The sequence below is a fragment of the Mesorhizobium sp. M1252 genome (assembly GCF_040318265.1).
Classification (GTDB): domain Bacteria; phylum Pseudomonadota; class Alphaproteobacteria; order Rhizobiales; family Rhizobiaceae; genus Mesorhizobium.
In genome coordinates this window covers 400,652-427,597 of the sequence record NZ_JAMYLX010000002.1, presented here as the reverse complement: position 1 = coordinate 427,597, position 26,946 = coordinate 400,652, and the positions used below count along the sequence as shown (strand labels likewise).

The 26,946-nt window shown below is 64.1% G+C and carries 25 protein-coding genes and 1 pseudogene; 16 read left to right on the top strand and 10 right to left on the bottom strand.

Annotated features, from left to right (window positions below):
• The first annotated feature begins 76 nt into the window (after positions 1-76).
• The 5 genes from NKH22_RS05525 to NKH22_RS05505 are packed head-to-tail and all read left to right on the top strand — an operon-like array spanning position 77 to position 4,795.
• Positions 77-1,126, top strand: coding sequence for a serine kinase (locus NKH22_RS05525; protein ID WP_352909115.1), 1,050 nt, complete (start codon positions 77-79; stop codon positions 1,124-1,126).
• Positions 1,123-1,866: a glycosyltransferase family 2 protein gene (locus NKH22_RS05520; protein ID WP_352909114.1), complete on the top strand. Its 744-nt coding sequence runs from the start codon at positions 1,123-1,125 to the stop codon at positions 1,864-1,866. Before NKH22_RS05525 ends, NKH22_RS05520 begins: the two co-directional genes overlap by 4 nt.
• Positions 1,867-1,899: 33 nt before the next feature.
• Positions 1,900-2,652 (top strand): glycosyltransferase family 2 protein, encoded by a 753-nt coding sequence (locus NKH22_RS05515; RefSeq protein ID WP_023684291.1) that lies wholly within the window; start codon positions 1,900-1,902, stop codon positions 2,650-2,652.
• On the top strand, positions 2,637-3,329 hold the full coding sequence (locus NKH22_RS05510; RefSeq protein ID WP_245260725.1) for a glycosyltransferase family 2 protein: 693 nt from the start codon (positions 2,637-2,639) through the stop codon (positions 3,327-3,329). Before NKH22_RS05515 ends, NKH22_RS05510 begins: the two co-directional genes overlap by 16 nt.
• Entirely contained in the window at positions 3,329-4,795 is a 1,467-nt protein-coding gene (locus NKH22_RS05505; protein WP_352909112.1) for a nucleotidyltransferase family protein, read from the top strand. The genes NKH22_RS05510 and NKH22_RS05505 overlap by 1 nt, the downstream gene beginning before the upstream one ends.
• Before the next feature lie 45 nt (positions 4,796-4,840).
• Here NKH22_RS05505 and NKH22_RS05500 read toward each other — a convergent pair whose 3' ends face one another.
• The 6 genes and pseudogenes from NKH22_RS05500 to NKH22_RS05475 form a co-directional block, all read right to left on the bottom strand.
• On the bottom strand, positions 4,841-5,581 hold the full coding sequence (locus tag NKH22_RS05500) for an FAD-binding oxidoreductase (protein WP_352909111.1): 741 nt from the start codon (positions 5,579-5,581) through the stop codon (positions 4,841-4,843).
• Positions 5,578-6,189, bottom strand: coding sequence for a sulfite oxidase-like oxidoreductase (locus NKH22_RS05495; protein WP_352909110.1), 612 nt, complete (start codon positions 6,187-6,189; stop codon positions 5,578-5,580). The genes NKH22_RS05500 and NKH22_RS05495 overlap by 4 nt, the downstream gene beginning before the upstream one ends.
• 134 nt (positions 6,190-6,323) lie before the next feature.
• A pseudogene (locus tag NKH22_RS05490) lies at positions 6,324-6,548 on the bottom strand (PDZ domain-containing protein); the annotation flags it as partial.
• Between the two features lie 21 nt (positions 6,549-6,569).
• The gene (locus tag NKH22_RS05485) at positions 6,570-7,334 is read right to left on the bottom strand and encodes an MBL fold metallo-hydrolase (protein ID WP_352909108.1); all 765 of its coding nucleotides are present in this window, start codon (positions 7,332-7,334) and stop codon (positions 6,570-6,572) included.
• Positions 7,334-8,500: a diphosphate--fructose-6-phosphate 1-phosphotransferase gene (locus tag NKH22_RS05480; protein WP_352909107.1), complete on the bottom strand. Its 1,167-nt coding sequence runs from the start codon at positions 8,498-8,500 to the stop codon at positions 7,334-7,336. Before NKH22_RS05480 ends, NKH22_RS05485 begins: the two co-directional genes overlap by 1 nt.
• Before the next feature lie 99 nt (positions 8,501-8,599).
• Positions 8,600-9,367: a L,D-transpeptidase gene (locus NKH22_RS05475; protein WP_023668871.1), complete on the bottom strand. Its 768-nt coding sequence runs from the start codon at positions 9,365-9,367 to the stop codon at positions 8,600-8,602.
• Between the two features lie 229 nt (positions 9,368-9,596).
• On the opposite strand from NKH22_RS05475, the gene NKH22_RS05470 reads away from it, so the two are divergent.
• From NKH22_RS05470 to xylB, 3 genes are all read left to right on the top strand, one after another.
• Positions 9,597-10,220 (top strand): LysE family translocator, encoded by a 624-nt coding sequence (locus tag NKH22_RS05470; RefSeq protein WP_352909106.1) that lies wholly within the window; start codon positions 9,597-9,599, stop codon positions 10,218-10,220.
• Positions 10,221-10,244: 24 nt separating this feature from the next.
• Entirely contained in the window at positions 10,245-11,570 is a 1,326-nt protein-coding gene (locus NKH22_RS05465; protein WP_352909105.1) for a tetratricopeptide repeat protein, read from the top strand.
• A gap of 81 nt (positions 11,571-11,651) precedes the next feature.
• Complete coding sequence (gene xylB, locus NKH22_RS05460) at positions 11,652-13,106, top strand: xylulokinase (RefSeq protein ID WP_352909104.1); 1,455 nt, start codon at positions 11,652-11,654, stop codon at positions 13,104-13,106.
• A gap of 191 nt (positions 13,107-13,297) precedes the next feature.
• Here the strand turns inward: xylB and NKH22_RS05455 are convergent, their stop codons facing one another.
• A complete protein-coding gene (locus tag NKH22_RS05455; RefSeq protein WP_352909102.1) occupies positions 13,298-13,660 on the bottom strand; it encodes a nuclear transport factor 2 family protein in 363 nt (120 codons plus the stop codon).
• Positions 13,661-13,773: 113 nt separating this feature from the next.
• Between NKH22_RS05455 and xylA the strand changes: the two genes are divergently transcribed.
• Positions 13,774-15,099 carry a xylose isomerase gene (gene xylA / locus NKH22_RS05450; protein WP_023684279.1) on the top strand — a complete coding sequence of 442 codons (1,326 nt, stop codon included), beginning with the start codon at positions 13,774-13,776 and terminating at the stop codon, positions 15,097-15,099.
• 471 nt (positions 15,100-15,570) lie between these two features.
• On the opposite strand, the gene NKH22_RS05445 is transcribed toward xylA, so the two are convergent.
• Positions 15,571-16,551: a GlxA family transcriptional regulator gene (locus NKH22_RS05445; RefSeq protein ID WP_023668864.1), complete on the bottom strand. Its 981-nt coding sequence runs from the start codon at positions 16,549-16,551 to the stop codon at positions 15,571-15,573.
• Between the two features lie 78 nt (positions 16,552-16,629).
• Between NKH22_RS05445 and bcoG the strand changes: the two genes are divergently transcribed.
• The 7 genes from bcoG to NKH22_RS05410 all read left to right on the top strand — a co-directional run bounded on the left by bcoG (position 16,630) and on the right by NKH22_RS05410 (position 24,378).
• Positions 16,630-17,553, top strand: a complete 924-nt coding sequence (gene bcoG / locus NKH22_RS05440; RefSeq protein ID WP_352909101.1) for a 3-dehydrocarnitine:acetyl-CoA trimethylamine transferase BcoG — start codon at positions 16,630-16,632, stop codon at positions 17,551-17,553.
• A gap of 13 nt (positions 17,554-17,566) precedes the next feature.
• The gene (locus NKH22_RS05435; RefSeq protein ID WP_023715529.1) at positions 17,567-18,190 is read left to right on the top strand and encodes an HD domain-containing protein; all 624 of its coding nucleotides are present in this window, start codon (positions 17,567-17,569) and stop codon (positions 18,188-18,190) included.
• 2 nt (positions 18,191-18,192) lie between these two features.
• A complete protein-coding gene (locus tag NKH22_RS05430; RefSeq protein WP_352909099.1) occupies positions 18,193-19,287 on the top strand; it encodes a carnitine 3-dehydrogenase in 1,095 nt (364 codons plus the stop codon).
• 5 nt (positions 19,288-19,292) lie between these two features.
• Positions 19,293-20,456, top strand: a complete 1,164-nt coding sequence (locus NKH22_RS05425) for an acyl-CoA dehydrogenase family protein (RefSeq protein ID WP_023696921.1) — start codon at positions 19,293-19,295, stop codon at positions 20,454-20,456.
• A 3-nt stretch (positions 20,457-20,459) separates the two neighbouring features.
• Complete coding sequence (locus tag NKH22_RS05420; protein ID WP_023711295.1) at positions 20,460-22,538, top strand: acetate--CoA ligase family protein; 2,079 nt, start codon at positions 20,460-20,462, stop codon at positions 22,536-22,538.
• Entirely contained in the window at positions 22,531-23,313 is a 783-nt protein-coding gene (locus NKH22_RS05415) for a carnitinyl-CoA dehydratase (RefSeq protein ID WP_023696923.1), read from the top strand. Before NKH22_RS05420 ends, NKH22_RS05415 begins: the two co-directional genes overlap by 8 nt.
• 123 nt (positions 23,314-23,436) lie before the next feature.
• Positions 23,437-24,378, top strand: coding sequence for an alpha/beta hydrolase (locus NKH22_RS05410; RefSeq protein ID WP_023696924.1), 942 nt, complete (start codon positions 23,437-23,439; stop codon positions 24,376-24,378).
• A 6-nt stretch (positions 24,379-24,384) separates the two neighbouring features.
• Here NKH22_RS05410 and NKH22_RS05405 read toward each other — a convergent pair whose 3' ends face one another.
• Complete coding sequence (locus NKH22_RS05405) at positions 24,385-25,248, bottom strand: hypothetical protein (RefSeq protein ID WP_352500292.1); 864 nt, start codon at positions 25,246-25,248, stop codon at positions 24,385-24,387.
• Positions 25,249-25,254: 6 nt separating this feature from the next.
• The gene (locus NKH22_RS05400; protein ID WP_023696926.1) at positions 25,255-26,847 is read right to left on the bottom strand and encodes an ABC transporter substrate-binding protein; all 1,593 of its coding nucleotides are present in this window, start codon (positions 26,845-26,847) and stop codon (positions 25,255-25,257) included.
• Positions 26,848-26,946: the final 99 nt, after the last annotated feature.

The following is a 26,946-nucleotide window of genomic DNA, read 5'->3' as shown; positions in this document are numbered from 1 at the left end:
GTCTCAAAACCGGGGCCACCCCGAGCGACATGCATCAGGCGACCCGGCGCAATTCTGGACGCTGAACAACCAACACATGCCTTTGATCACGCTGCAAACCCTGCCGGATTATGCCCGCCATGTGCTGGCGGCCGCGGAAAGCGCCGCCGCCTTCTATCCCGTTGCCGCCAGCGTGCGGTTGCCGGGACTGGACCTGAGTGTCCACCTCGACCATGGCACGCTGGCGGAAGCCATGAGCCATGCCTTCATACCGGCCCCGGAAAATCCGTCTGCATCTGACGGCTGCCGCATTTTCGTCGCCCACCCGGCCATCGATGGCGTCCCCGCCCCGGCCACCTGGGGCCGAGGCGATTACAACCATCATGCCTTTGCCAACCGGCTGGAAGAGGCCGGATTGCGCGGCAGCTACTATCATGACCTCGACTTCTGGCAGTTCCATGATCCGCAACGCCATGTCGGGGCGCAGCTGATGATGTCGGCCGACGCCTTTCCGCCATGGGAACAAGGGGCGCCGCTGCGCGCCTTCCTGCATTGGGAATATGCGGCGCGCGGCATGCGGCTCACCCATGCCGGCACGCTGGGCATCGATGGCAAGGGCGTGCTGCTGGCGGGCTCCGGGGGAGCCGGAAAATCGGGAACGGTCGTCGCCGGTCTGCTCAATGGGCTCGATAGCGTCGGCGACGACTATGTGCTGATCGACCGGACCGAGGGGGTGACGGCCTATCCGCTGTTTGCCACGCTCAAGCAGGATCCGGAGGGCTTCAGGCGGCTGAAGCTGGAGGAGCGGCTAAAGTCGTACCAACCGCTGAACTGGCAAGGTAAGCATGCCTTTCACATCGACGAGATCGCGCCTCGACCAGCTCCTGCAAGTCTGGACATTATTGCTTTGATAGTGCCCCATATCAGGGGAGGTGCGAGAAGCTCGGTCATGCCCATATCGCGCAAGGATGCCATGATCGCCTTGGCGCCGTCAGGAATCGTGCAGATGCCGGGCGAGCGGGAAGCGGGCTTTCGCTTTTTCAGCGAGCTTACCCGCGATCTGCCATGCTACCGGCTGTTGCTGGGGACCGAGCCGCGCGAGATCGCCGGCACGATTGCGGATTTCGTCCTTCGGGGCGCTGCATGAAGTTGAGCGTCATCGTGCCGGTCTACAATCGGGAGATCTATGTCGTTTCGACGTTGCGGTCCCTGCTCAGGCAACGCGACGATGCCGATCTCGATATCATCGTTGTCGACGACGGCTCGACGGACAGCTCCGTTGAAGCCGTCCGCGCCATCATGCGGGAAGCGTCGTGCATCCGCCTGTTCCAGCAGGCCAACCAGGGCGTGGCCAACGCGCGCAACACAGGGCTGAAGCAGTTGCTGCCGCAAACCGAACTGGTGTCGTTCCTGGATTCGGACGACGTCTCGCCGGCTGGACGATTCAAGGCTGACCTACCCCTGTTCGCGACCGACCCTGCGCTCGAGCTGACCTACTCGCTGATGACGCGCGTCGATCTCATGGACGACGAAGCCCTTCAGCCGGCACCGGGCGGCGCAGGTCCCACCGTGCGCGGCGTCAGCCTTAGCGCCGGGATATTCCCCAGGGCACTCATCGACCGTACCGGTGCTTTCGACGAGGAGTTCCGGCAGGGCGAAGACGCCGACTATCTGCTGCGCATTTTCGAAACCAGCCCGAAGCACATTTTTCCCGACACCGTCGCGGTATACTACCGGCGCCACCCCGGCAATTTGACCAAGCAAAGGGATGTGGCGGTGCGCGAATATCTACGTGTAATTCAGAAATCCTTGCGGCGGCGCAAGGCCGATCCGTCGCGGCGCCCGGTCGAGGGGCTTTTCGAGATCAAGCGCCCGGCAGAGTGGTGAAAGAATGAACAGATCACAGCCTGGAATGCGTGCGTGAAGCTGAGCGTGATCATGCCGGTCTACAACCGCGAACGCCATGTCGGCTCGGCGCTGCGCTCGCTGCTGAGGCAGCGCGATGCCGCCGATCTCGACATCATCGTTATCGATGACGGTTCGACCGACAGTTCGGTGGCGGTCGTGCGCTCGCTGATCGCGGAGGCGCCGTGCATTCGCCTTTTCCAGCAGCAGAATGCCGGGGTGACGCGGGCACGCAACGCGGGCTTGCGGCAATTGCTGCCGCAGACCGGGCTGGTATCGTTTCTCGATTCCGACGACATTTCCCCGCCGGGCCGCTTCAAGGCGGATCTGGCCTGTTTCGACGCAGACCCCACCCTCGAGCTCACCTATTCGCGCATGACGCTGGTCGACGACATAGATGACGATACGCTGGAGCCGACAGCCGACAGCCACTCGGTGACGGTTCGCGGCATTCACCTGTCGCCCGCTATCTTCGTCCGGCGGTTGGTCGAACGCATCGGCAGCTTCGACGAGGATTTCCACCAGGCCGAGGACACCGACTATCTGCTGCGCACTTTCGAAAGCGGGCCGAAATTCACGATGCCCGACACTGTTGCGCTCTATTACCGGCGCCATCCCGGCAACATGACCAGGCAGGCCGATGTTCCTTTTCGCGAATTCATGCGCGCCGTCTACAAGTCGATGAAACGGCGCGAGGCCGACCGCTCCTTGCACCCTGTCGACGGCATCTTCGATTTCAAGGAACTTGCGAATTGGCGTTTCCTGTGATGGCCAGCTACGGCGTCGTCATTCCGGCCTTCAACGCGACCGCCACCATCGCCGAGACGCTGCGATCGGTCGCGGCCCAGACGGTCCAGCCCGACGCCATAATCGTCGTCGATGACGGCTCGACCGACGATACGGTCGCGGTGGTCAATGCGCTGGGCATGCCGGTGCAGGTGTTGCGCCAGGACAATGCCGGACCAGGCAGCGCCACCACCAGGGGCATCGCCGCGCTGGCGACGCCCTTCGTCGCCACGCTCGATGCGGACGATCTGTGGCTGCCGACCAAGATCGAAAGGCAGCTGGAGCATTTCGAGCGGTTTCCCGCGACGGCAGGAGTCTTTGCCCACTGGCGGACGTTTCGCGATGACAAGCCCGATGTGCAACAGGACGTGGCGGTGGCGGGCTGGTCGCGCACGACGATGATGATCCGCCGGGAGGTAGCCGAGGCCGTCGGTCCGATCATCGACCCGCAAGGCGGTCGCGGCGACATGGTCGACTGGATCGCCCGTGCCCGCGAGGCGGGCTTTGCGCTTGCCATGCTCGACGATGTCCTGACCTTGCGCCGCATCCGGCCCGACAGCATGTCCTATGGACGCGACCCCGTGCGCGACCGCGGTTATGTCGAAGTCGTAAGGCTGGCCATGCAAAGGCGAGCAGCGAAAAAGGCGAGCGCCGACTGATGGCCAATGCCATGCGCCGTATCGGCCGTCGGTTTCCGGACTATGGTTGGTCATGGCCAACTGGCGGACTCGACCAGCTGCTGAAGGCCGCATTGCTGCCCGATGAAGAAGCGGCAGGGCGTTACGCGGCGCGCTGGCTCGACGAGAACGATATCGACCATGTTGCCTTCCGAGAGCATCGGCTGCTGGCCGCGATCTCCGACAGGTTCGGCCGCAAGCTCGCTGGGCATCCGGCCTATCCACGTCTCGTCGGCCTGCAAAAGATGCTGTGGACCAAATCGCGGCTGGCTGCGCGCGAGGCCGAGCCGGCCCTACAGGCCATGATCGACGCCGGCTGCGCGGTGATGCTAATCAAAGGCGCCAGCCGCATCGCCGTCAACGCGTCGGCGCAGCGCGGCCGGGTGGCGCACGACATCGACATACTGGTGCGCCCGCAGGACATGATTGCCGCCTTCGATGTGCTTAGCGAACGCGACTGGCAGATCGCCACCGGCGTCAGTCCGCAATATCTGCGCACCAGGCTGGCGTCCTTGCGTTCGATGAATTTCTTCAAGGGCAGTTTCGGCGACATCGACCTGCACCAGCTCGCTTATGACGGGTCGCAGCAAAGCGCGGAAGATGATCTGGCGATCTGGCAGCGGGCGCTGTCAGCCGACTTCAATGGCGTCCGCGTGCTTGTGCCCTCTCCGGCCGACCGCATGGCGCTTGCCATCGCACATGGCGGCCTCGATGCCCACACCCACAGCGACTGGCTGGTCGACTGTGCGGTCGCCATCGAGAGTGGCGCAGTCGACTGGGGCGTGTTCGCCGACATCATCGCCAAGCGGGGCCTCGCCGTCGCCGCGGCAGTGGCGCTCTCCTATCTCTGCCTGGAGATCGGCATTGCGGTGCCGGAGGCCGAACTTGCAAAGACGATTGAGTTGGCCGACCGCGCCGGCCTGTCGCGCTGGTCCTCGGTGCTGCAGGCAAAGCCGCGCACCGATTTCGGCGGCCTCGTTTGGCTGTCGCGCGGCTTTGCCAAGCAGTTGCGCCTCAAACGCAAAAAGGGCCGCCTGCAGCAGCCGACGCCCGCCGTCTGGCGCGGCAGGCCGACATTGCGCAAGGCAAGAGCGACGTCGGCGCCGTTTGCACTTTCCCAGACCCTGCCGCGTCCGGACAGGACTGGAGCGATGGTGCTGGACGTCACCGTCAGGATCGTCGTTCCACCAATCCGGCGCCGCATCGAGATGGAAATCAATGCCGGCGGCGGCCATGTCGCCCGCTTGCGTTCCATGGTGATCAGCCGCGCCGGCGGCGGACGTGTGCTGCGCTTTCGCGGCAAGGTAACGGTGGACGACACCGGCCGGCCTCTGGTGATCGAGGCACGGCCATCGCGCCAGTTCCGCAACTGGGACAATGAGGCCGAAGTCGCCGCCTATGGCGCGCTGCCGTTCCAATTGCTGTCGGCAAGGTTTTCACCCGCCTGAGAGCGGTTCGCTGTCTCCATGAAACGGTGAACCACTGTGGCCCTCTCAGACGCCATAGCGCTCGGTGCGGATGATTTCCGCTGGTATGCCGGCGTCGACCAGCGCCCGGGCAGCCGCCGAGACGAAGGTGTTCGACCCGCAGACGAAGGCGAGCGCCGGCGGCCGCGGCAGCCGCGTGAGCGCCTGCATGACCATTGCCGTGTCGATGCGCCTCGAATAGTCGGACGGGCGCCGTGCCGCCTCGCGCGTCAGCGTAAGCACCAGCTCGAACCCGTCGCGGCGGTCACCGAGACCGATCAGCTCGTCGCGGAAGATCACCTCGTCCCAGACCCGCACCGAAAACATCAGCGCCACCGGCACCGCCGATTTGCGCAAGGTCCGGTGACGCACCATCGCCATCAGCGGCACGACGCCGGAGCCGCCGCCGACCAGAAGCAGCGGCCCGCCATCCCCATCGGACCAGACGAAATGGCCGCCGAGCGGCCCGCGCAGTTCGATCTCGTCACCGACCGCGGCGATGTCGTGGAAGAAGGGCGAGACTTCACCGTCGTCGAGCTTCTCGATCGCCAGCTCGATCGTGGCGCCGCTCTCCGGCGCCGAGGCGATGGAATAGGAGCGGCGCGCTTGGTAGCCGTCAGGCGCAGTCAGCCTGACATCGACATGCTGTCCGGCTCGATAGGCGAATGGCCGTGACAGCGCGAAGAAGAAACTGGTGACGCGTGGCGTCCGCTTGTCGATCCGGGTGATTTTCGCCGTCTGCCAGGGAGATTGCGGCGCTTCGCTCATGGATCGCCCCTATAGCGCTGCTCGCGCCACGGGTCGCCATAGATGTGATAGCCGCGCAATTCCCAGAAGCCCGGCTCGTCGCGCTCGGTGAACTGCAGCCCGTTCAGCCATTTGGCCGATTTCCAGAAATAGAGATGCGGCACCAGGAGCCGCGCCGGGCCGCCATGGTCGGCAGTGATCGGCTTGCCTTCATAAAGGAGCGCCACCATCGCCTTCCCCGCGGTGAGATCCTTGGCCGGCACGTTGGTGGTGTAGCCGTCATAGCCATGCGCCAGCAGGAAGCCGGTCGGCGCTTCGATACCGGCATCGGCAAGGATGTCGTCGACCAGCACGCCTTGCCAGGCGGTATCGAACTTGGTCCAGGCGGTAACGCAATGGATGTCGCGCGTCATCTTGGTCAAGGGCAGCGCGTTGAACTCGGCCCAGTTCCACTTCTTGATCGGGCGTGGCCCGTGCTTGAGCGTGAACGACCAGTCCTCGGTGCGCACGCGCGGCGTCGGCCCCGCCGACAGCACCGGAAAGCCCTGTTCGAGATACTGACCGGGCGGAATGCGCGCATGGGTCTCCGTCGGAGGCTTTCGACCGGAGGAAAAACCGCGAGTGACCATTTGACTGTCCGTTTTTAGCAGGCCATTGCCGGCCTGCCGTAATGTTCTCGAAGATGTCGCGGCGGGCAACAGGAATTTTGGCGGGGCCGTGCGGCAGCCCTGCCGATCGTTCAGCGAGCCCGCCGCATCATGTCTCAACCGGCGGCGAAGGGTACGGCGACGAAGATTTGCGAGTCGCCCCGGTCGACCAAAAGCAGCACCGACTTCCCGCCCGATCTGCCGGCCTCGGCGATCGCCTGGTTGGCTTGCCGCGCATCCCGCACGGGCGACCGGTCGACGGCGACGATGACGTCGCCCGGCTGCAGGCCGGCATTGGCAGCTGCCTTGTCCGGATTGACGCGCTCGACCACGGCGCCACGCTGGTTCCAATCACAATGTCGTCAGAGGCCTCCGGTGCGCCTGAGATAGGCTGTGGCGATCTCGCGCATCCGGTTGCCGTCGAAGCTCGGCCCATGGCCGCCATGGCCGAGGCGAACAGGCAGGTCAAGGAGCCGCTGCATGGTACGGCGATAATCAGGCCGGGAGGAATCCGGCAGGTCGTCGATCAGCGTGGAATCGTAGATGGCGTCGCCGGCAAAGAACAGGCCGTCTGCCTCGTCGAACAAAGCGATCGAATCCGGCGAATGTCCGGGCAGATGCAGGACGCGGAACTGCCGGTCGCCGAGGTCGACGATGTCGCCCTCGTCCAGCGTGCGCGTCAGCGGCGCCGGCGGGATCTTGTAGTCGGCCGCCGTCCAGCCCGGCGCCGGCAATTTCGAAACGGCGCCGTCGAGATTGTTGAACATGTAGGCGTAGGTCACCTGATCGTTCATGGTCTCGAAATGCTCGGCACTGTGCCGCGGCCCGGCGCGCAGCGGAAACTCGTGCAGCGAGCCGACATGGTCGAGATGGATGTGGGTGGCGACGACTATGAGCGGCTTGCCCTCGGGCGTGTCGATCTCAGGCGCCAGCGGGCAGATGCCCATGCCGGTGTCGACCAGCAGGTCGGCGTCGCGTCCGCTGAAATGCCAGATGTTGGCGCGCACGAAATCATGCACGAACGGCTCGGTCAGCATCGTCGTGCGGTCGTCGATGATCGTCTTGCCGAACCAGTAGCCGACAACGCGCTCGCCACCAAAACGGACGCCCCCAAAACGGCCGCCCATCAGACGAAGGGCTTTCCCACCTTGTATTTTTCCGGCACCAGCCGCTTCAGGTAAGCCATACCCGCTTCCGAAAGCTGGTTGACATCGGGCTTCATGAAATCGTCGGGCATATGGCGCGTCTTGCCGGCGACGTTCTTCAGGGGCACCTTCTTCAGCACGGTTTTCGTGCCGTCATATTGCAGCGCCACCGAGCCACCGCCTTCGCTGGCAACGGCAACCGCGAAGGCGCCGGCGTCGAAAGCCTCCTGCGCGTCGACGGCGCTGATCGCGCCGACATAGCCGCGCGGCATGTAGCCAAGCGCATCGACGCGGGCGCGCTTGCCCGGCAGGCCTTCGGCGAGCGCACGTTCCAGAGCTGACGGCAGGTCGCTGCCCGACAGTTTGACGTTGCCATGCGCGTCGCGCTCGAGCTTGTCCGGCGGCACCAGGCTTTCGACCAGCGCCTTGCCGTCGGCGGTGCTGACACCTTCGGAGACGGCGACGATGCAGCGCTTGTGGCGGTCGAGCGTGGAGCGCACGTCGTCGATGAAACCGGCGGCGGAGAATGGCCGTTCCGGCACGTAGACCAGATGCGGGCCGCTGTCGGGATCGAGCTGCCAGGCTGCAGCCGCCGCGGTGAGGAAGCCGGCATGCCGGCCCATGACGATGCCGACATAGATGCCGGGCAATGCGCGGAAATCGAGATCGACGGACAGGAAGGCGCCGGCGACGAATTCGGCCGCCGAGATGAAGCCCGGCGTGTGGTCGTTTTCCTCGAGGTCGTTGTCGATGGTTTTTGGCGCATGGACGAAAGCGATGCTGCCGCCGGCTGCGTCGGTCAGGATCTGCTGCGTGCCCGACGTGTCGTTGCCGCCGATATAGATGAAGGCGTCCGCGCCGGCCTTCTTCAGGCCCTTGAGGATGACCTCGCAATAGGCGGCATCCGGTTTGTCGCGCGTCGAGCCGAGCGCGGCACTCGGCGTGCCGGCGATCAGCCGCAGCCGGTCCTCGGGGATGGCGGAGAGGTCGACATAGTTGCCGTCACGAATGCCGCGCACGCCGTGGAGCGAGCCCAGCACCTTGGCGCCGGGATGGCGCTTGCGGACTTCCAGCGTGGCCCCGACAACCGTCTGGTTGATGACGGCGGTCGGGCCGCCGCCCTGTGCGATGACAAACGTTCCAGCCATGCTCGATCTCTCCCGGCGCTGTGGTTTTCAAGTCACCTTGGCCTAGCTTGCCGCATCGCGCAACGGGAGTTTCCAGCGGCGCCAAACCGCCGCACAGGATCAGACGACCACGACCGGGTTCTTCTTGGAAACGCGGCTGTAGAGGTCGATGATATCCTGGTTGATCAGGCGCACGCAGCCCGACGACATCGCCTGGCCAATGCTCGCCCATTCCGGCGAACCGTGTATGCGGTAGCCGGTGTCCTTGCCGTCCTGGTAGATGTAAAGAGCGCGTGCGCCGAGCGGGTTGGTGAGGCCACCGGGCTGGCCGTTTTGCCATTTCACCAGTTCCGGCTTGCGCTGGATCATCTCCGGCGGCGGCGTCCAGGTCGGCCATTCCTTGCCGTACTGGATGTTGGCGCGGCCGGACCAGCGGAAGCCGTCCTTGCCGATGCCGACGCCGTAGCGGATGGCGTCGCCGCCCTCCTGCACCAGATAGAGCTTTCGCTCCTGCAGATGGACGACAATGGTGCCGGGCGCCTCGCCGGTCTCGTTGACGACGATCTGGCGGCGGAACTCCGGCTTGACCTTCTGATAGGGCACCGCCGGCACTTCGAAGCCGCCATCGTTGAGCGAAGCGTACATGACATCGGGGCCGGTGACGTTCTTGTCGACGCTGATCGCCGGACGGATCGGCCGCACAGAGCCGGTGACCGTGTCATCCAGCTGGAATTGCGGCAGCTCGAGCGTCGAAGTGCTGCAGCCGGCCATGCCGAGCAGCGTCATGGCGCCGGCCCCTGACAGGACGAAGCGGCGGGAATAGAGATGTTCGGTCTCGTTTGCGTCGCCATTTGCTGGCGGCGTCACATTCTGCGGCAACTCACGCATGCACCCAAACCCTACGCTGTCGGCGGGAAACACGGTCCGGCCGGATAGCAGGCAGTTTCGCCAAACATGGTTGAAAAAGGGTGAAGGCCCAACGACCGGTCTTAAGCCTGTGCCGCCAATAGCCGCAGCGATCTGGCGAAATGGTCCGCCGTGCATTTTTGGGAGAGGGCTCTTTACATTCCTCCGCACACGAGGATTTATCCTTTTCTTTGCGCTCAAGGAGACAAAGATGTCGTTCGAAAACTGGGCCGCCTTCGCCGCCGCCTCCACCGTCCTGCTCATCATTCCCGGCCCGACCATTCTTCTGGTCGTGTCCTATGCGCTGGGCCAGGGCTGGCGCACCGCCTTGCCGATGGCCGTCGGCGTGGCGCTGGGCGATTTTAGCGCCATGACCCTGTCGATGCTGGGCATCGGCGCGCTGCTGGCCGCGTCGGCGACCGTGTTCACCATTCTGAAGCTGATCGGCGCCTGCTATCTGATCTATCTCGGGGTAAAACTGTTTCGCGCCGGCGGCGCGCTCAAAGCCGAACCACGCACAGATGCCGTCTCGGCCGCCAAGATGATGGCGCACGCCTGGCTGGTCACCGCACTCAACCCGAAGAGCATCACCTTCTTCGTCGCCTTCCTGCCGCAGTTCCTCAATCGGGAAGCCGATTTCTGGACACAGATGCTGATCTTCGAAGCGACCTTCCTGGCGCTCGCCTTCGCCAATGCCTTCGGCTACGCGCTGATCGCGGCGCGCGCCCGCAACGTCGTACGCAACCCCAAGGCGATCCGCATCTTCAACCGCGCCGGCGGCACGCTGCTGGTCGGCGCCGGGATCGCCACGGTGGCGATGCGCTCGGGCAATTAGGAACTGCGGAGCATCAGGGCCGATATGGCAGTAAGAGATCCATTCGGCCTAATGTTTTCGGGCGCGACCGAGGCCGGGTTTTCACCGTACAGCCAGGCCGTTCATGAATTGCAATGCTTCGTCGGCGACCCGGTCGGCTCCGTTGACCGCGCCATATCGGCGGATCCCGATTTCGTCATGGCGCATGTCTTCAAGGGGTATCTGTTCGGCCTCGCCACCGAACGCGAGGCAACGGCGGTCGCCCAGGCATGCCATGCTGCGGCACTGCCGCTTGCCGCGACGCCGCGCGAACAGGCGCATGTGGCGGCCCTTGGCCACCTTGCCGGGGGACGCTGGCATGACGCCGCGCGCCTGCTCGAAGATATCGCCATCGACAACCCGCTCGACGCGGTGGCGTTGCAGGTCGGCCACCAGATCGACTTCTTCACCGGCAATGCCCGCATGCTGCGCGACCGTATCGGCCGCGCGCTGCCGTCCTGGCAGAGCGGCATGCCAGGTTATCACGCCATTCTCGGTATGCAGGCCTTCGGTCTCGAGGAGATGGGCGACTACATCAGGGCTGAAAAGCTTGGCCGGCAGGCGGTCGAAATCGAGCCGCGCGACGGCTGGGCGCAGCACGCGGTCGCCCATGTCATGGAGATGCAGAGCCGGCAACGCGACGGCATCGCCTGGATGCGCACCAACCCCGAGGCGTGGACGAAGGAAAGCTTCCTGCAGGTGCATAATTGGTGGCATCTGGCGCTGTTCCACTACGATCTCGGCGAGACCGACGAGGTGCTCAAGCTCTATGACGGGCCGATCTATGGCGAGCGTTCGACGCTGGCGCTGATCATGGTCGACGCCTCTGCGATCCTGTGGCGGCTTTATCTCGGCGGTGTCGATGTCGGCGACCGCTGGGCAGCGCTCGCTGCCAACTGGGCGCCGAAGGCTGGAGCCGGCAATTACGCCTTCAACGATGCGCATGCGATGATGGCATTCGTCGGCGCCGGTCTCGAAGCGCCGGTCAAGATCTTGCTCGAAGCCCAGCACGAGGCGATGCGCGGCAGCGACGACAACGCCGCCTTCACCCGGGATGTCGGCCAGCCACTGACGGAAGGCATCAAGGCATTCGGCGAGGGCAACTACAGCGAAGCGGTGCGCCTGATCCGACCGATCCGCGCCATTGCCCATCGCTTTGGCGGCAGCCACGCCCAGCGCGATGTGATTGATCTCACGTTGATCGAGGCGGCGTTGCGCGCCGGCGACCCAGCGCTTGCCTGGGCGTTGACGGCCGAGCGCGCACTGGTCCGGCCGGACAGTCCGCTGTCGGCGCTGTTTTCGCAACGCGCCGCCAATTTGTCAGAGAATTGACCCGCGGCGGATCTTGTTTTAAAAACTGGCTAGCCAGATTTTTTCGAGACCCGAAAAAATTAATGGCAATGGGAGGAATGCATGTATCTCGGCCTCGATCTCGGCACGTCGGGCGTCAAGGCGCTGTTGATCGATGCCGGGCAGAAAATCATCGGCTCCGGCCATGCGTCGCTTGACGTATCGCGGCCGCATCCCGGCTGGTCCGAACAAAACCCCGCCGACTGGATCCGCGCCTGCGATGCGGCCATTGCCGAGCTGAAAGCCTCCCACCCGAAAGAGCTTGCCGCGGTCAAAGGCATCGGCCTTTCCGGCCATATGCATGGCGCCACCTTGCTCGATGCCGGCGACCAGGTGCTGCGCCCCTGCATCCTGTGGAACGATACGCGCAGCCACGCTGAGGCCGCGGCGCTCGATGCAGACCCGCGCTTTCGCCAACTCACCGGCAACATCGTCTTCCCCGGCTTCACGGCGCCGAAACTCGCCTGGGTGAAGAACAATGAGCCCTCCGTCTTCGCCAAAGTGGGGAAGGTGCTTTTGCCGAAGGATTACCTGCGGCTCTGGCTGACCGGCGAGCATATCTCAGAAATGTCCGACTCGGCCGGCACCTCCTGGCTCGATGTCGGCAAACGGCGCTGGTCCCCCGAATTGCTTGCGGCGACATCGCTCGACGAAAGGCATATGCCGTCGCTGGTCGAAGGCACGGAGAAGGCCGGCGCCTTGCGCGCCGAACTGGCCGCCAGCTGGGGCATAGCATCGGGCACCCCGGTTGCCGGCGGCGCCGGCGACAATGCTGCTTCGGCCTGCGGCATGGGCACGGTCGGCGCCGGCCACGCTTTTGTGTCGCTGGGCACATCTGGCGTGCTGTTTGCCGCCAACGCGTCCTATTTGCCCAATCCGGCAAGTGCGGTCCACACCTTCTGCCATGCCCTGCCCAACACCTGGCACCAGATGGGGGTCATCCTGTCTGCGACCGACTCGCTGAACTGGCTGTCGGAGATTTCAGGCAAGAAGGCCGGCGAATTGACCGCCGAACTTGGCGATGTGCTGAAAGCGCCGAGCGGTGTGTCGTTCCTGCCCTACCTCTCGGGCGAGCGTACGCCACACAATGATTCCGTCATTCGTGGGTCCTTCACCGGACTGGCGCATGAATCCGGCCGCGCAGTGCTGACGCAGGCCGTGCTAGAAGGCGTCGCCTTCGCCTTCCGCGACAGTCTCGAAGCCTTGAAGACGGCGGGCACGATCTTGACGCGGGTGACGGCGATCGGCGGCGGCTCGCGCTCGCGCTACTGGCTGAAGGCGATCGCCACGGCGCTGCAGGTGCCCGTGGACATTCCGGCCGACGGCGATTTCGGTGCTGCCTTTGGCGCGGCGAGGCTTGGTCTGATCGCGGCGACAGGGGCTGATCCGCTGGAGGTGTGCACGGCGCCGAGGACGGATGCGACGATCGAACCGGATGTCCCGCTTGGCGGGGCGTATGCCGATGCCTATCAGCGCTACCGGGCGCTGTATCCGGCGATCAAGGGCGCCATGGCGTGAGTGAGCGCGAGACACCCCCCTCTGCCCTGCCGGGCATCTCCCCCGCAAGGGGGGAGATCGGCAGCGTCGGCGGGTATGCCAGTCTTGTAAGGTGGGTGATTAGCGAAGGCGTGGATGCCAGCCAATCTCCCCCCTTGCGGGGGAGATGCCCGGCAGGGCAGAGGGGGGTGTCTCGCGCCACCCTTAATCGATCACTGCGCCGGCACCTTGTCCAGAAACCCGGTGACGCTCTTCAGGCGCCCATTTTCGATAACACCGATATCGGTGCCTTCGATAACCGACGGCACGCCTTCCGGCCCAAGATTCCACGAGAAGCGGATGCGGTCGCCAAACCCGTCCGGCGTACCCTTCAGCGAGAACCGGAAGCCGGCGAAGCGCTGCTGTACGCCGTTGATCAGCCCAGCAACGCCGGCGTGGCCGTCGCCCTGCATGAGCGGATCGCGGTAGCTGACGTCTTCGGTGAAGGTGGCCTTGAGCAGTTCGGCACGGCGATCCGCATCGGCCTCGTTCCAGGCGGTGATGTAGTTCTCGGCGATCGTGTTGAGGTCGGTCATGGTCTGTCTCCTTCGTTGAGTGGCTTTGACACGAGCCTTTTCACCCCAAGCGAGAGCGAAACCAATTACGCCTGAGGTAATCAGGGCGAACTATTCGAGAGAGGACAGAAATCATGAGCAGCGGATTTTTCGGCGACATCAAAGCGATCAAGTATGAGGGGCCGGATTCGACCAATCCGCTGGCCTACCGCTTCTACAATCCCGACGAGGTGGTGGCCGGCAAACGGCTGGAAGACCATCTGCGCTTCGCCGTCGCCTACTGGCATTCTTTCGCCTGGCCGGGCGGCGATCCCTTTGGCGGCCAGACCTTCGACCGGCCCTGGTTTCCCAAGGCTGGCGGCGTCGACACGATGGAACTGGCCAAGCTGAAAGCCGACGTCGCCTTCGAGATGTTCTCGCTGCTCGGCGCGCCCTATTTCTGCTTCCACGACGCCGACGTGCGGCCGGAAGGCAAGGATTTCTCCGAAAGTGCCGCGCGGCTCGACGAGATCGCCGACTATTTTGCCGCCAAGATGAAGAAGACCGGCGTCAAACTGCTCTGGGGCACGGCCAACCTGTTCTCCAACCGCCGCTTCATGTCGGGCGCCGCCACCAATCCCGATCCGGATGTCTTCGCCTATGCGGCGGCGACGGTGAAAAGCTGCATCGACGTCACGAAGCGGCTGAAGGGCGAGAATTATGTACTGTGGGGCGGGCGCGAGGGCTATGAAACGCTGCTCAACACCGATCTTGCCCGCGAGCAGGAGCAGGCCGGGCGCTTCCTCAGTCTCGTCGTCGACTACAAGCACAAGATCGGCTTCAAAGGCACGATCCTGATCGAGCCGAAGCCGCAGGAGCCGACCAAGCATCAGTACGACTACGACGTCGCCACGGTCTACGGCTTCCTCAAGCGCTTCGGGCTGGAGAAGGAAGTGAAGCTCAACATCGAGCAGGGCCACGCGATTCTCGCCGGCCATTCCTTCGAGCACGAGCTGGCGCTGGCCAATGCGCTCGGCGTCTTCGGCTCGATCGACATGAACCGCAACGACTACCAGTCGGGCTGGGACACCGACCAGTTCCCCAACAATGTGCCCGAGATGGCGCTGGCCTATTACCAGGTGTTGCAGGCCGGCGGCTTCAAGACCGGCGGCACCAATTTCGACGCCAAGCTGCGCCGCCAGTCGCTCGACCCGCAGGACCTGCTGATCGGCCATATCGGCGGCATGGATTCCTGCGCACGAGGCCTCAAGGCAGCCGCCAAGATGGTCGAGGACAAGGCGCTGTCGGGTCCGCTGGCCGAGCGCTATGCCGGTTGGAACACGGCCGAGGGCAAGGCGATGCTGTCGGGCAAGCGCTCGCTGGAAGACATCGCCGAGCGCGTGGTGAAGAAGAAGATCGAGCCGCAGCCACGCTCCGGCCGCCAGGAGTTGCTGGAAAACATCGTCAACCGCTACGTCTGAGGGCGGAAAGCCGATTCGTTGTGCTCAAGGGTGGCTGGATAACATTCCGGCCGCCCCGGAATGGGGTTTGCGCAAGACCTTATCCGACGACAAGGGTTTGCCCTTTGGCGCCCCTCAATGACCTCGCTCTTGCCTTCAAACTGCCGTCACGTATCTCGTATAAGAGGTCCGTTGTGGCGGGTGAAAAGGAAGGAGGCGAACCGATAATGCAATACGAACGCGAAATCGACGCCCTGCTCTCATCCGGCGAGACCGGATAGATCATCGACCGGCTGATGGCGCTACCGCGGCCGACCGACAGCGTGAAAAACGAATGGGATCGGGCTGTCAGCAGCCGATTTGAACTCCGTCTGGCGAGGCAGATCCGCTCGCAGATGGACGCCGGCGGCGAACGACAGAACGCAGCCTGATCTCCCTTTGTCTGTGCATGTCGTTATCTCAAAACCGCGACACACTTTTGGGCGACAAGCATCAACCTCGGCGCAGCCTGACCGGGGCTTCGCCGAACGCTCTTGAAAACGCTCTGGAAAATGCCGCGGCGGACGAGAACCCCGTCCGCCCGGCAATATCCGCCATGGCGATCCGCGTGTCGACCACCAGCCGCCGCGCCGCGCCCAGCCGCAGCCTGAGATAATATGCGCCCGGCGTCTCGCCGATCGACTTGCGAAAAATGCTCTCCAATGTCCGCGCCGTCACCCCGGCGCGTTTTGCCACCGCGTCGATGGTCAGCGGCTGGTCGACATGCGATTCCATCAGCCGGATAGCCTGCGCCAGACGCGGGTCGTAGCCGTCGAGCCGGCCGAGCGAGACCAGCGGCTGCGCGTCGGTCGCGGCGCGCGCCTGGTCGTAGATGAAGACGCTGGCGACATCGAGCGCGACGGCCATGCCGAGCCGGGTGCGGATCAGATGCAGCATCAGGTCGAAGGTCGGCGACGCCCCGCCCGAGGTGAACACCGGTCCGTCGATGACGTAGCGGTCCGGACGCACGTCGACGCCGGGAAAGGCGGAGGAAAAATCCTCCATGTCTTCCCAATGGGTGGTGGCGCTGCGGCCTTCGAGGAGGCCGGCGCGCGCCACCAGCCATGTGCCGGCCTCGACGCCGCCGCAGGCGCGAGCCGCGCGGGCCGCTCGCCGTAATCCGGAAAGCAGAGCCGATGTCGCGTAATTCTGGGTGCCGAAGCCGGCGACGACGACAAGCACGTCGGTCGGCTCGGCCGCATCGAAGCGGCCCCTGACCGCCACCGGCAGGCCGCATGTGGTGACCGGCGCCTCGCCGGTGACCGAGACCAGTTTGAAATCGAACAGCGTCTCGCCTGAGATGCGGTTGGCGGCGCGCAGCGGGTCGACGGTCGACGCCACGCACATGATGGACGAGCCTGAAAACACCAGCAGCGTCACCTTGAGCGGCGATCGCTCAGCGCGAAAGATGGTCGGTTTTTCGCTTTTGATCACGAGAGCTTCGTAAATTGCAAAACAGTTTCCGGCAAGTCGGTCATTGTTAGGGTCTGTTTCTATGGGGAGGAGATGTCCATGCCGCTCGCGATGAACCGTGAGGTTTTCATTACCTGTGCCGTGACCGGGTCCGGCGGCTCGCAGGACCGCTCCCCGCATGTGCCACGCTCGCCCAAGCAGATCGCCGATTCGGCGATCGATGCGGCCAAGGCCGGTGCCGCCATCGTCCACTGCCATGTCCGCGACCCCGAGACCGGCAAGCCGCGCCGCGATGTCCATCTCTACCGCGAAGTGACGGACCGCATCCGCGCGGCAGAAGTCGATGTGATCCTGAACCTGACCGCCGGGATGGGCGGCGACATGGTGTTCGGCTCACCGGAAGCGCCGCTGCCGCTCAATGAAAAAGGCACCGACATGGGCGGCGCCACCAACCGCATGGAACATGTGCGCCAGTGCCTGCCGGAAATCTGCACGCTGGATTGCGGCACCATGAACTTCGCCGAGGCCGATTATGTCATGACCAACACGCCCGGCATGCTGCGCGCAATGGGCGGCATGATGACGGCGCTCGGCGTCCAGCCGGAGATCGAAGCCTTCGATACCGGCCACCTCTGGTTCGCCAAGCAGCTGGTCGAAGAAAAGGTCTTGAATCCCGACGCGCTGGTGCAGCTCTGCATGGGTGTGCCGTGGGGGGCGCCGGACGACCTCAACACCTTCATGGCCATGGTTAACAACGTGCCGTCGACCTGGAACTGGTCGGCCTTCGCCATCGGCCGCAACCAGATGGCCTATGCAGCCGCTGCAGTGCTCGCCGGCGGCAATGTCCGCGTCGGTCTCGAAGACAATCTCTGGCTCGACAAGGGCGTGCTGGCCACCAATGCGCAGCTCGTCGAGCGCGCGGCCAGCATCGTCACCAATCTCGGCGCCAGGATCCTTGGGCCGGAGGAAGTGCGCAGGAAGCTCAACCTGACCAAGCGGGCGCCGATCGCAGCGGCGGCTTAAGCGGAGGTTGACGATGGCTACCGTCAAATTCACCGCGATGAAGGATGGCGACAGGCAAGACTACGAGTTCCTGACCGCCCATGAGATCGACTATGCCGCCAGGACCGGCGAGCGGCTGCTCGACGCTTTGGTGCAGCTCGACGAAGGCCTGTCCGGCTACAAGATCACCCGGCTCGGCCATTCGCTGCAGGCGGCGACTCGTGCCTGGCGCGACGGCGCCGACACCGACTGGATCGCCTGCGCGCTGCTGCACGACATCGGCGACATCTACGCACCGTACAATCACGACGAATACGCCGCCTCGATCCTGAAACCTTTCGTGCGCGAGCAATGCACCTGGGTGGTGGAAAAGCATGGCGACTTCCAGCGGCTCTATTACGCGCATCATCTCGGCGGCAACCGCCATGCTCGCGACCGCTTCGCCGGCCATGCCTATTTCGACGATTGCGACCAGTTTTGCGAACGCTGGGACCAGTCGAGCTTCGATCCGGACTACGACACGCTGCCGATCGAATTCTTCTGGCCCTTCGTGCTCGAAGTCTTCGCCCGCAAGGCCTACGACCCCTTCGTGATCCGCTCCGGCGAGCGCGTGCCTCTCATCGACCCCGAAACCGCCAAGACAAGAACCGGAGCCTGACCATGAGCATCATCAACAAGGCAGCCGCCATTGGCGGCGGTGTCATTGGCGCCGGCTGGGTGGCGCGGCTGCTGCTCAACGGCATCGACGTGTCGATCTTCGATCCCGATCCGGAGGCATCGCGCAAGGTCTCGGAAGTGATGAAGGGCGCGCGCCGCGCCTACAAGCAGATGGTTCCAGGCGGCCTGCCCAGGGAAGGCAGACTGACCTTTGCCAAGACCATCGCCGAGGCGGTGGCCGACGCCGATTTCATCCAGGAGAGCGTGCCGGAGCGGCTCGACCTCAAACACCGCGTGCTGGCCGAGATCGACCTTTATGCGCCGGCGAACGCCATAGTCGGCTCGTCTACCTCCGGCCTCAAGCCGACCGACATGCAGGTCGCGATGAAGAAGCATCCGGAACGTCTGGTTGTCGGACATCCCTTCAACCCGGTCTACCTGCTGCCGCTGGTCGAGATCGTCGGCGGCGAGCAGACGTTCCCCGAAGCGATCGAGGTTGCCAAGGAAATCTATGCCTCGATCGGCATGAAGCCGGTGGTGATCCGTAAGGAGATCGAGGCCTTTGTCGGCGACCGCCTGCTGGAGGCGGCGTGGCGCGAGGCGCTGTGGCTGATCAAGGACGGCATCTGCACGGTCGAGGAACTCGACGACATCATGCGCTATGGCTTCGGCCTGCGCTGGGCTCAGATGGGCATGTTCCAGGTCTACCGCGTCGCCGGCGGCGAGGCCGGCATGCGCCACTTTATGGCGCAGTTCGGGCCGTGCCTGAAATGGCCGTGGACCAAGCTGATGGACGTCCCGGAGTTCAACGACGAGCTGGTTGATCTGATCGCCACCCAGTCGGACGACCAGGCGCATGGCCTGTCGATCCGTGAGCTGGAAAAGATCCGCGACGACAATCTGGTCGCGATCATGGATGCTCTGTCGAAACAGAACAAAGGCAAGGGCTGGGGCGCCGGCGCCTTGCACAAGGACTATACCAGGCAATTGGCCAAGCTGGCGGCGAAGAAGCCGGCCGCATCCAGGGCCGCCGAGAAGTCCAAGGCATCCAAGCCGGTAAAGAAGGCGGAAAAACCGAAGAAAAAGAAGAAGGGCTGAAGACCATGGATTTCGGGCTGTCGGAGGAACAGAAGCTCATTGTCGAGACGACGCGCGCTTTCGTCGAGAACGAGCTTTACCCGCATGAACGCGAGGTCGAGCGCACCGGCGTGCTGCGCCGCGAGCTGATCGAGGAGATCAAGGTCAAGGCAATCGAAGCCGGGCTCTATGCGGCCAACATGCCGGCCGATGTCGGTGGCGCCGGCCTCGATACGGTGACTTGGCTGCTCTACGAGAAGGAACTCGGCCGCGCCAACTATGCGCTGCACTGGACCTGCGTCGCGCGCCCCTCCAACATCCTGCTCGCCGGCACGCCCGAGCAGCGCGAAAAGTACCTGTTCCCGTGCATCCGCGGCGAGAAGTGGGACTGCCTGGCGATGACCGAGCCCGGCGCCGGCTCCGACCTGCGAGGCATGAAGGCGACCGCGGTGCAGGACGGCGACGACTGGGTCCTTAACGGCACCAAGCATTTCATCTCCCATGCCGATCTCGCCGATTTCGCGATTTGTTTTATGGCTTCGGGCGAGGAAGAAACGCCGCGCGGCAAGCGCAAGAAGATCACCGCCTTCTTCGTCGACAAGGGCACCAGGGGGTTCACCGTGCGCGACGGCTACCGCAACGTCTCGCATCGCGGCTACACCAATGCCATCCTCGAATTCGACGATTGCCGCCTGCCGGGAGCCCAAGTTCTCGGCGAAGTGCACAAGGGTTTCGACGTCGCTAATTCCTGGCTCGGCGCCACGCGCCTGCAGGTCGGCGCCACCTGCCTCGGCCGCGCCGAGCGGGCGCTCGGTCATGCCATCGAATATTCGGCGCAGCGCCAGCAGTTCGGCCAGCAGATTGGCAAGTTCCAGGGCGTGTCGTTCAAGCTCGCCGACATGGCGACGGAATTGAAGGCGGCGGACCTGATGGTGTTCGAAGCCGGCTGGAAGTACGATCAGGGCACCGTCACCGACCAGGACATGGCCATGGCGAAGCTGAAGGCTACCGAAATGCTCGCCTTTGTTGCCGACGAAGCAATCCAGATCCATGGCGGCATGGGGCTGATGGATGACCTGCCGCTGGAGCGCATCTGGCGCGACGCCCGCGTCGAGCGCATCTGGGAAGGCACGTCGGAAATCCAGCGCCACATCATTTCGCGGGCGCTGCTGCGCCCGTTCGGGGCATAAACCATGCATAAGCTTGAACGTCTCCTGCGTCCAAAATCCATCGCCGTGTTCGGCGGGGCGCAGGCCGCTGCCGTCGTCGCGCAATCGATCAAGATGGGCTTTGCCGGCGAAATCTGGCCGGTGCATCCGAACAAGGACGAGGTCGCCGGCCGCAAGGCCTATCGCTCGGTCGCCGACCTTCCCGACGCGCCGGACGCTGCCTTTGTCGGCGTCAACCGGCATCTCACCATCGAGGTAATCAAGGCGCTGGCTGAGCGCGGCGCCGGCGGCGCCGTCTGTTTTGCCGCGGGCTTTCTTGAGACCGAGGCCTATGACGATGACGGCGAGCGGCTGCAGGCCGAACTGGTGGCTGCCGCGGGCCAGATGCCGATCATCGGGCCGAACTGCTACGGCCTGATCAACTATGCCGATGGCGCGCTGCTATGGCCCGACCAGCATGGCGGCATCAGGCTGCCCGAAGGCGCCAAGGGCGTCGCCATCATCACCCAGTCCTCCAACATCGCCATCAACATGACGATGCAGAAGCGCGGCCTGCCGATCGCCTTCCTGATGACCGCCGGCAACCAGGCGCAGACCGGCCTCTCCGAAATGGCGCTCGGCCTGATCGAGGACGAGCGCGTCACCTCGCTCGGTCTGCACATCGAAGCCTTCGATTCGGTAGCCGGCTTCGAGAAGCTGGCGGCGCGGGCGCGCGAACTGAAGAAGCCGATCATCGCCATGAAGGTCGGCCGGTCCGAACAGGCGCGGCAGGCGACGGTCTCGCACACGGCATCGCTGGCTGGCTCGGACGCTGCCTCGGGCGCTTTCCTGCGGCGGCTCGGCATTGCCCGCGTCGATTCCATCCCCGCCTTTATCGAGGCGCTGAAGCTTCTGCATGTCACAGGACCACTGCCCGGCTATCGACTGTCATCGATGAGCTGCTCGGGCGGCGAAGCCTCTGTCATGGCCGACAGCGCCGAAGGCCGCTGGGTCAATTTCCCGGAGCTCACCAGCAAGCACCGCGCCCATGTCAAATCGACGCTCGGGCCGCTGGTCGCGGTCGCCAACCCGTTGGACTATCACACCTTCATCTGGAACAACGAACCGGCGATGACCGCCACCTTCACCGCCATGGTGTCGGGCGGTTTCGACCTCAACATGCTGGTGCTCGATTTCCCGCGCCCCGACCGCTGCTCGGTCACCGACTGGTGGGCGACGCTGCGCGCCTTCGAATCGGCGCTGAAGACCAACAAGGCGCATGGTGCGATCGTCTCCTCGCTGCCGGAGAACCTGCCGGAGGAATATACCGCCGAACTGATGGCGCGCGGCATGGTGCCGTTGTTCGGCATTTCCGAGGCCATGGACGCCGCAGGCGCGGCAGCCTTCATCGGCTGGGCCTGGGCCGAGCCGCAGGCGCAGCCGATCGACACATCGGCTGCCGGTGCTGCCGGCGGCGATCATGTCACCCCTGACGAGGCCGAAGCCAAGGCGCGGCTGATCAAGGCCGGCTTGCCGGTGCCGAAGGCAGAACGTGCCGCTAACGCTGTCGAGGCCGTCATCTCATCCATGGCGCTCGGCTTCCCGGTGGCGCTGAAGGCGCTCGGCGTCACCCACAAATCCGAGGTCGGCGCTGTCAGGCTCAATCTCAAGGACGCCGAATCGGTCAGCACGGCCGCGCATGATCTGCTGCCGCTCGGCACCGGCCTCTATGTCGAACGCATGGTGCGCGACGGCGTTGCCGAGTTGATCGTCGGCTTCACCCGCGATCCGATGTTCGGCGCGGTCATGACACTGGGCACCGGCGGCGTGTTGGTCGAGCTGTTGCGCGACAGCGTTACGCTCATGCTGCCGGCGACGCGCGACGACATCGAGGCCGCCCTGCGTGGCCTCAAACTGTTTCCGCTGCTCGACGGCTATCGTGGCCGGCCCAAGGCCGATGTCGGGGCTGCCATCGACGCCATCGCCGGCATTGCCGGCTTCGTGCAGACGAATGCCGGAGAGATCGAGGAACTCGACATCAACCCGCTGATCGTCTGCGCCGAGGGCAAGGGCGCCTGGATTGCCGACGCGCTGCTGGTGCTGGGAGAGAAGAAGAATGTCTGACGTCATTTCAACTCGCCGCGAAGGCACCATCCTCGAGGTCACGCTCGACCGGCCCAAGGCCAACGCCATCGACCTCAAGACCTCGCGGCTGATGGGCGAGACCTTCAAGGCGTTCCGCGACGACCCGGAACTGCGCGTCGCCATCGTCAAGACCGCCGGCGACAAGTTCTTCTGCGCCGGCTGGGATTTGAAGGCAGCCGCCGGTGGCGACGCGGTCGACGGCGACTATGGCGTCGGCGGCTTTGCCGGCCTGCAGGAGCTGCGCGACATGAACAAGCCGGTCATCGCCTGCGTCAACGGCATGGCGGTCGGCGGCGGCTTCGAGTTGGCGCTGTCCTGCGACCTCATTTTCGCCTCCGACCACTCCTCCTTCGCACTGCCCGAAATCCGCGCCGGCACGCTAGCGGACGCCGCGACGATCAAGCTGCCGAAGCGCATTCCCTATCATGTCGCCATGGACTTGCTGCTCACCGGCCGCTGGATGGATGTAGCGGAAGCGCATCGCTGGGGCCTGGTCAACGAAGTGTTGCCCAAGGAAAAGCTTGAAGACCGCGTCTGGGAGGTCGCAAGGCTACTGGCCAGCGGCCCGCCGCTGGTGTTTGCCGCGATCAAGGAGACGGCGCGGGTGGCCGAGGCGCTGACCTTCCAGGATGCCATGAACCGCGTCACGCGCCGGCAACTGGCGACGGTCGATGCGCTTTATGGCTCCGAGGACGGTATGGAAGGGTTCCGGGCGTTTGCGGAGAAGCGCGACCCGGTGTGGAAGGGGAAGTAGCCTCTTTACCCTCCCCTCGATGGGGAGGGTCGGACCGAAGGTCCGGGGTGGGGTGATGCGCCACCCGCCCCCCCCCCCGCTCCGCGGCGACCGCCCCCATCAAGGGGGAGGTAAAGGAGCTGCATGACCGACTACAAAACCCTCATCGATGCCGAGACCTGGGCCTTCATCGAGCGGACCAATTCCTATTACCCGCCCGATACGATCGACTACACCATCGCCCAGCAGCGTGCGATTTATGACCGGATGTGCCGCGAGTTCTTTGCCGGCTATCCCAATGGTGTGACGGCGGAAACGACTTTCATTGCCAACCGATCACACGACATCCCGATCCGCATCTATCGCAGCGCTACCCCGAACACGGCGGCGATGGTGCTCTACATCCATGGCGGGGGTTTCATCCTCGGCGGCCTAGACAGCCATGACGATGTCTGCGCCGAGCTCTGCGCCCGCACCGGTTACGAGGTGGGTTCCATCGATTACCGGCTGGCGCCGGAGCATTTGCACCCGGCCGCTTTCGACGATGCTTTACGTGCCTTCGAATGGGCAGCCAAAACCTACGACCGCCCTATTCTGCTGTGCGGCGACAGCGCCGGCGGCAATCTCTGCGCGGCTGTTGCTCACGCAACGCGTGGCCATGCCAAAAAGCCGATCGGCCAGGTGCTGATCTATCCGGGCCTCGGCGGCGACCGTTCGAAGGGCTCGTATGTCGCGCACGCCGAAGCACCGATGTTGACCATGCGCGATCTCGAATTCTACAAGCACATCCGCACCGGCGGCGCTGACGGTACTGGTGACATCACCTTGTCGCCGCTCGCCGACACCGATTTCACCAAACTGCCGCCAACCGTGCTGATCACCGCGCAATGCGACCCGCTGTCGTCCGACGGCGAGGCCTACCGCGACCGCATCCTTACCGCAGGCGGACACGCCAGCTGGTCCGAGGAGCCGGGGCTGGTGCATGGCTATCTCCGGGCCAGGCACACGGTCGGCCGGGCCCGCGCCAGCTTCAACCGTATCGTCGAAGCGGTGTCGGTGCTGGGCAAGGGCGACTGGATCTGGTGATCCGGCTCAACCGCGGACAAAGGCGATCAGTTCCTCAGCCATGCGATCGTTGAATTCCCGACGAAAGCGGTTTTTCTTCAGCCATTCAGGGTTTGAGCCGACGGTCTTGTTGGCATCGACGACAATACCTTTGCCATCGACAATGAAATAGTCGATGGCGCCGAAGTCCAGGTTGAGCCGCTGCCGCACCGCCAGCACTTCCGGTGGCACGGCGCCGCCCACCTCATTGCTCAGGATTTTTGAGCCGGCGCACAACACATCGTCGTAGACCTGCCGCATGTTGACCTCGGCACCGAGCAGGAACATGTAGCGGTGCTTGACGATGGGCAGGTCGAGCGTATCGAAAGCGAACTTTTCCACCATCAGGCGATTGTTGCGCCATACATCCCGCGGAACCTCGCCGATCGTCTGGTAGACCTTATAGGGCGGGCACAGGCGGTCCTTGTAGCCGGGTTCGAAGAGCTTGCGGATGGCATGCGCGCTCCTGGTCAGGCCGTTGCGATGCTGCCACCAGCGCTGCTCTGGTCGGCCCCTGGAGTTGAGGACCGTCTTGACGACAACCGGCCCCTTGTGGCTGTCGCCGGCCTCCAGCTTCAGTGTCGAATAAAGGTGCCGGTGGATGGACAGCGCGCGGCCATTGATGGTGCGGTCGTAGAGGTGGCCGAGACCGCGGTACGTTGGCGGCACGATTGTCAGGTCGACATGCAGAAAGGCCACCGGCGCCCGATCTCGGCCGGCCGGCCGGTCGAGCAGGCGCACTTTCAATCCAGCCTGTTCCAGGTAAGGCAGTAACTGCGCGATGCAATAGCTCCGCACCAGTCGGAAATTGCGCAGGCTCTCTACATAGACATCGAGATCTGCGGCAGACACCGAATGCTATTCCTTGATATCGACGCCCGAGAAATCGTGGTGATCAAAGGGGTCCATGACATAGCCCGTCACCTGTTCGCGCATCGGGATCGAGACCACGGAGTGGGCGATAGCGACCCACGGCATCTGCTCCCTGAAGATCGTTTGCGCCTGCGAATAGAGTTTTGCGCGGGCAGCGGGATCGACGATCCCGGCTGCCTGCTTGAGCAGATCGTCGAAGGCCGGAAAACACCAGTTGGCACGATTGGTGGTGCCGACGCCGGCACAGCCAAGCGGCACCGACAGGAAGTTGTCGGGGTCGCCATTGTCGCCGGTGAAGCCGAACAGCATGGCGCCGTCGCGGTCGCGTGACTTCGAGCGGGCAAGGTATTCAGTCCACTCATACGTCACGACTTCCACGGTGACACCGATCTTTGCCAGGTCGGACTGGATCATTTCGGCCATACGCTGCGCATTCGGGTTATACGGACGCTGCACCGGCATCGCCCAGATCTTCATGTGCAGGTCTTTTACGCCGGCATCGGCGAGCCCCTGCCTGGCGGCAGCGGGGTCGAAGACATGATCGGGGCTCGTCTTGTCATAGGCCCAGGAGGTTGGCGGCAGCGGATTGCGTGCGACTTCGCCGGTGCCGCGGAATACGACGTCGACCAGCGCCTGCGTGTCGATGGCAATGGCGATCGCCTTCCTCACCCTTGGATCGTCGAAGGGCTTCTGCAAGGTGTTGAAGGCGAGGTATCCCGTATTGAGGCCCTCCTGCCGCATGACCTTGATTCCGGGCGTCGCCTTGATCGCCTCCAGGTCGGCCGGATTTGGATAGGGCATGAGATCGCATTCGCCGGCGCGCAGCTTTTCCATGCGAATGCTGGCATCGGTGGCAATGGCGAAGACGAGATCGTCGATCTTCGGCTTGCCGCGCCAGTAGTCCGGATTGGCCTTGTAGCGGATGACTGCATCCTGCTGGTAGTCGACAAGCTGGAACGGACCCGTCCCGACCGGCTTCAGCGCCAAGTCGAGAAGCCGCTTCTCTGCGACGAGCTTGTCGGCATATTCCTTGGAAACGAGCGAAGCGAAATCCATCGCCAGGTCGGCAAGCATCGGCGAATGCGGCGCCTTCAGCTTCATCACCATAGTATGGTCGTCAAGCTTGCGCCAACCGGCGACAAGATCCGGCATGCCGATGCCGTCGAAGTAAATGTACTGGCGTTTGGCGTAATTGTTGAACGGGTTCTGCGCGTTGGCCTGCCGGTCGAAGGTAAACAGCACATCATCGGCGTTGAAGTCGCGGCTCGGCGTAAAACCCTCGACGCTGTGGAACTTCACGCCGTGCCGCAGGTGGAATGTGTAGGTGAGGCCGTCGTCGGAAATCTCCCAGCTTTCGGCAAGGCCGGGGCGCACCTTGGTGGTGCCGGGCTCGAACTCGACCATGCGGTTGTAGAGAGCGGTGGCCGAGGCGTCGCGGGATCCGGAGGCGAGTGCGGGATCGAACGTATCGGGGCTAACCTCGGTGCAGTAGACCAAGGTCTTGGCTACGGATTGATGGACCGGCAACGCACATGGAAAAAGCGCCGCCAGCAAGAGAACGAAGTGCCTGCGTGTCATGATCCCCCCAGGGTTGGGAAGACGCTAGCAGAAGCCGGCACTGACGGTAAGTAAGCCGGCCGGTCTTTCGCGCGCCAAGACTGTTTTCCACCTTGAGTT

Excerpts from the sequence above, each read along its gene's own strand:
- NKH22_RS05525 (WP_352909115.1), top strand. The coding sequence starts at position 77 with ATGCCTTTGATCACGCTGCAAACCCTGCCGGATTATGCCCGCCATGTG.
- NKH22_RS05520 (WP_352909114.1), top strand. The coding sequence starts at position 1,123 with ATGAAGTTGAGCGTCATCGTGCCGGTCTACAATCGGGAGATCTATGTC.
- NKH22_RS05505 (WP_352909112.1), top strand. The coding sequence starts at position 3,329 with ATGGCCAATGCCATGCGCCGTATCGGCCGTCGGTTTCCGGACTATGGT.
- NKH22_RS05500 (WP_352909111.1), bottom strand. The coding sequence starts at position 5,581 with ATGAGCGAAGCGCCGCAATCTCCCTGGCAGACGGCGAAAATCACCCGG.
- NKH22_RS05495 (WP_352909110.1), bottom strand. The coding sequence starts at position 6,189 with ATGGTCACTCGCGGTTTTTCCTCCGGTCGAAAGCCTCCGACGGAGACC.
- NKH22_RS05485 (WP_352909108.1), bottom strand. The coding sequence starts at position 7,334 with ATGGGCGGCCGTTTTGGGGGCGTCCGTTTTGGTGGCGAGCGCGTTGTC.
- NKH22_RS05480 (WP_352909107.1), bottom strand. The coding sequence starts at position 8,500 with ATGGCTGGAACGTTTGTCATCGCACAGGGCGGCGGCCCGACCGCCGTC.
- NKH22_RS05475 (WP_023668871.1), bottom strand. The coding sequence starts at position 9,367 with ATGCGTGAGTTGCCGCAGAATGTGACGCCGCCAGCAAATGGCGACGCA.
- NKH22_RS05470 (WP_352909106.1), top strand. The coding sequence starts at position 9,597 with ATGTCGTTCGAAAACTGGGCCGCCTTCGCCGCCGCCTCCACCGTCCTG.
- NKH22_RS05465 (WP_352909105.1), top strand. The coding sequence starts at position 10,245 with ATGGCAGTAAGAGATCCATTCGGCCTAATGTTTTCGGGCGCGACCGAG.
- xylB (WP_352909104.1), top strand. The coding sequence starts at position 11,652 with ATGTATCTCGGCCTCGATCTCGGCACGTCGGGCGTCAAGGCGCTGTTG.
- NKH22_RS05455 (WP_352909102.1), bottom strand. The coding sequence starts at position 13,660 with ATGACCGACCTCAACACGATCGCCGAGAACTACATCACCGCCTGGAAC.
- xylA (WP_023684279.1), top strand. The coding sequence starts at position 13,774 with ATGAGCAGCGGATTTTTCGGCGACATCAAAGCGATCAAGTATGAGGGG.
- bcoG (WP_352909101.1), top strand. The coding sequence starts at position 16,630 with ATGCCGCTCGCGATGAACCGTGAGGTTTTCATTACCTGTGCCGTGACC.
- NKH22_RS05435 (WP_023715529.1), top strand. The coding sequence starts at position 17,567 with ATGGCTACCGTCAAATTCACCGCGATGAAGGATGGCGACAGGCAAGAC.
- NKH22_RS05430 (WP_352909099.1), top strand. The coding sequence starts at position 18,193 with ATGAGCATCATCAACAAGGCAGCCGCCATTGGCGGCGGTGTCATTGGC.
- NKH22_RS05425 (WP_023696921.1), top strand. The coding sequence starts at position 19,293 with ATGGATTTCGGGCTGTCGGAGGAACAGAAGCTCATTGTCGAGACGACG.
- NKH22_RS05420 (WP_023711295.1), top strand. The coding sequence starts at position 20,460 with ATGCATAAGCTTGAACGTCTCCTGCGTCCAAAATCCATCGCCGTGTTC.
- NKH22_RS05415 (WP_023696923.1), top strand. The coding sequence starts at position 22,531 with ATGTCTGACGTCATTTCAACTCGCCGCGAAGGCACCATCCTCGAGGTC.
- NKH22_RS05410 (WP_023696924.1), top strand. The coding sequence starts at position 23,437 with ATGACCGACTACAAAACCCTCATCGATGCCGAGACCTGGGCCTTCATC.
- NKH22_RS05400 (WP_023696926.1), bottom strand. The coding sequence starts at position 26,847 with ATGACACGCAGGCACTTCGTTCTCTTGCTGGCGGCGCTTTTTCCATGT.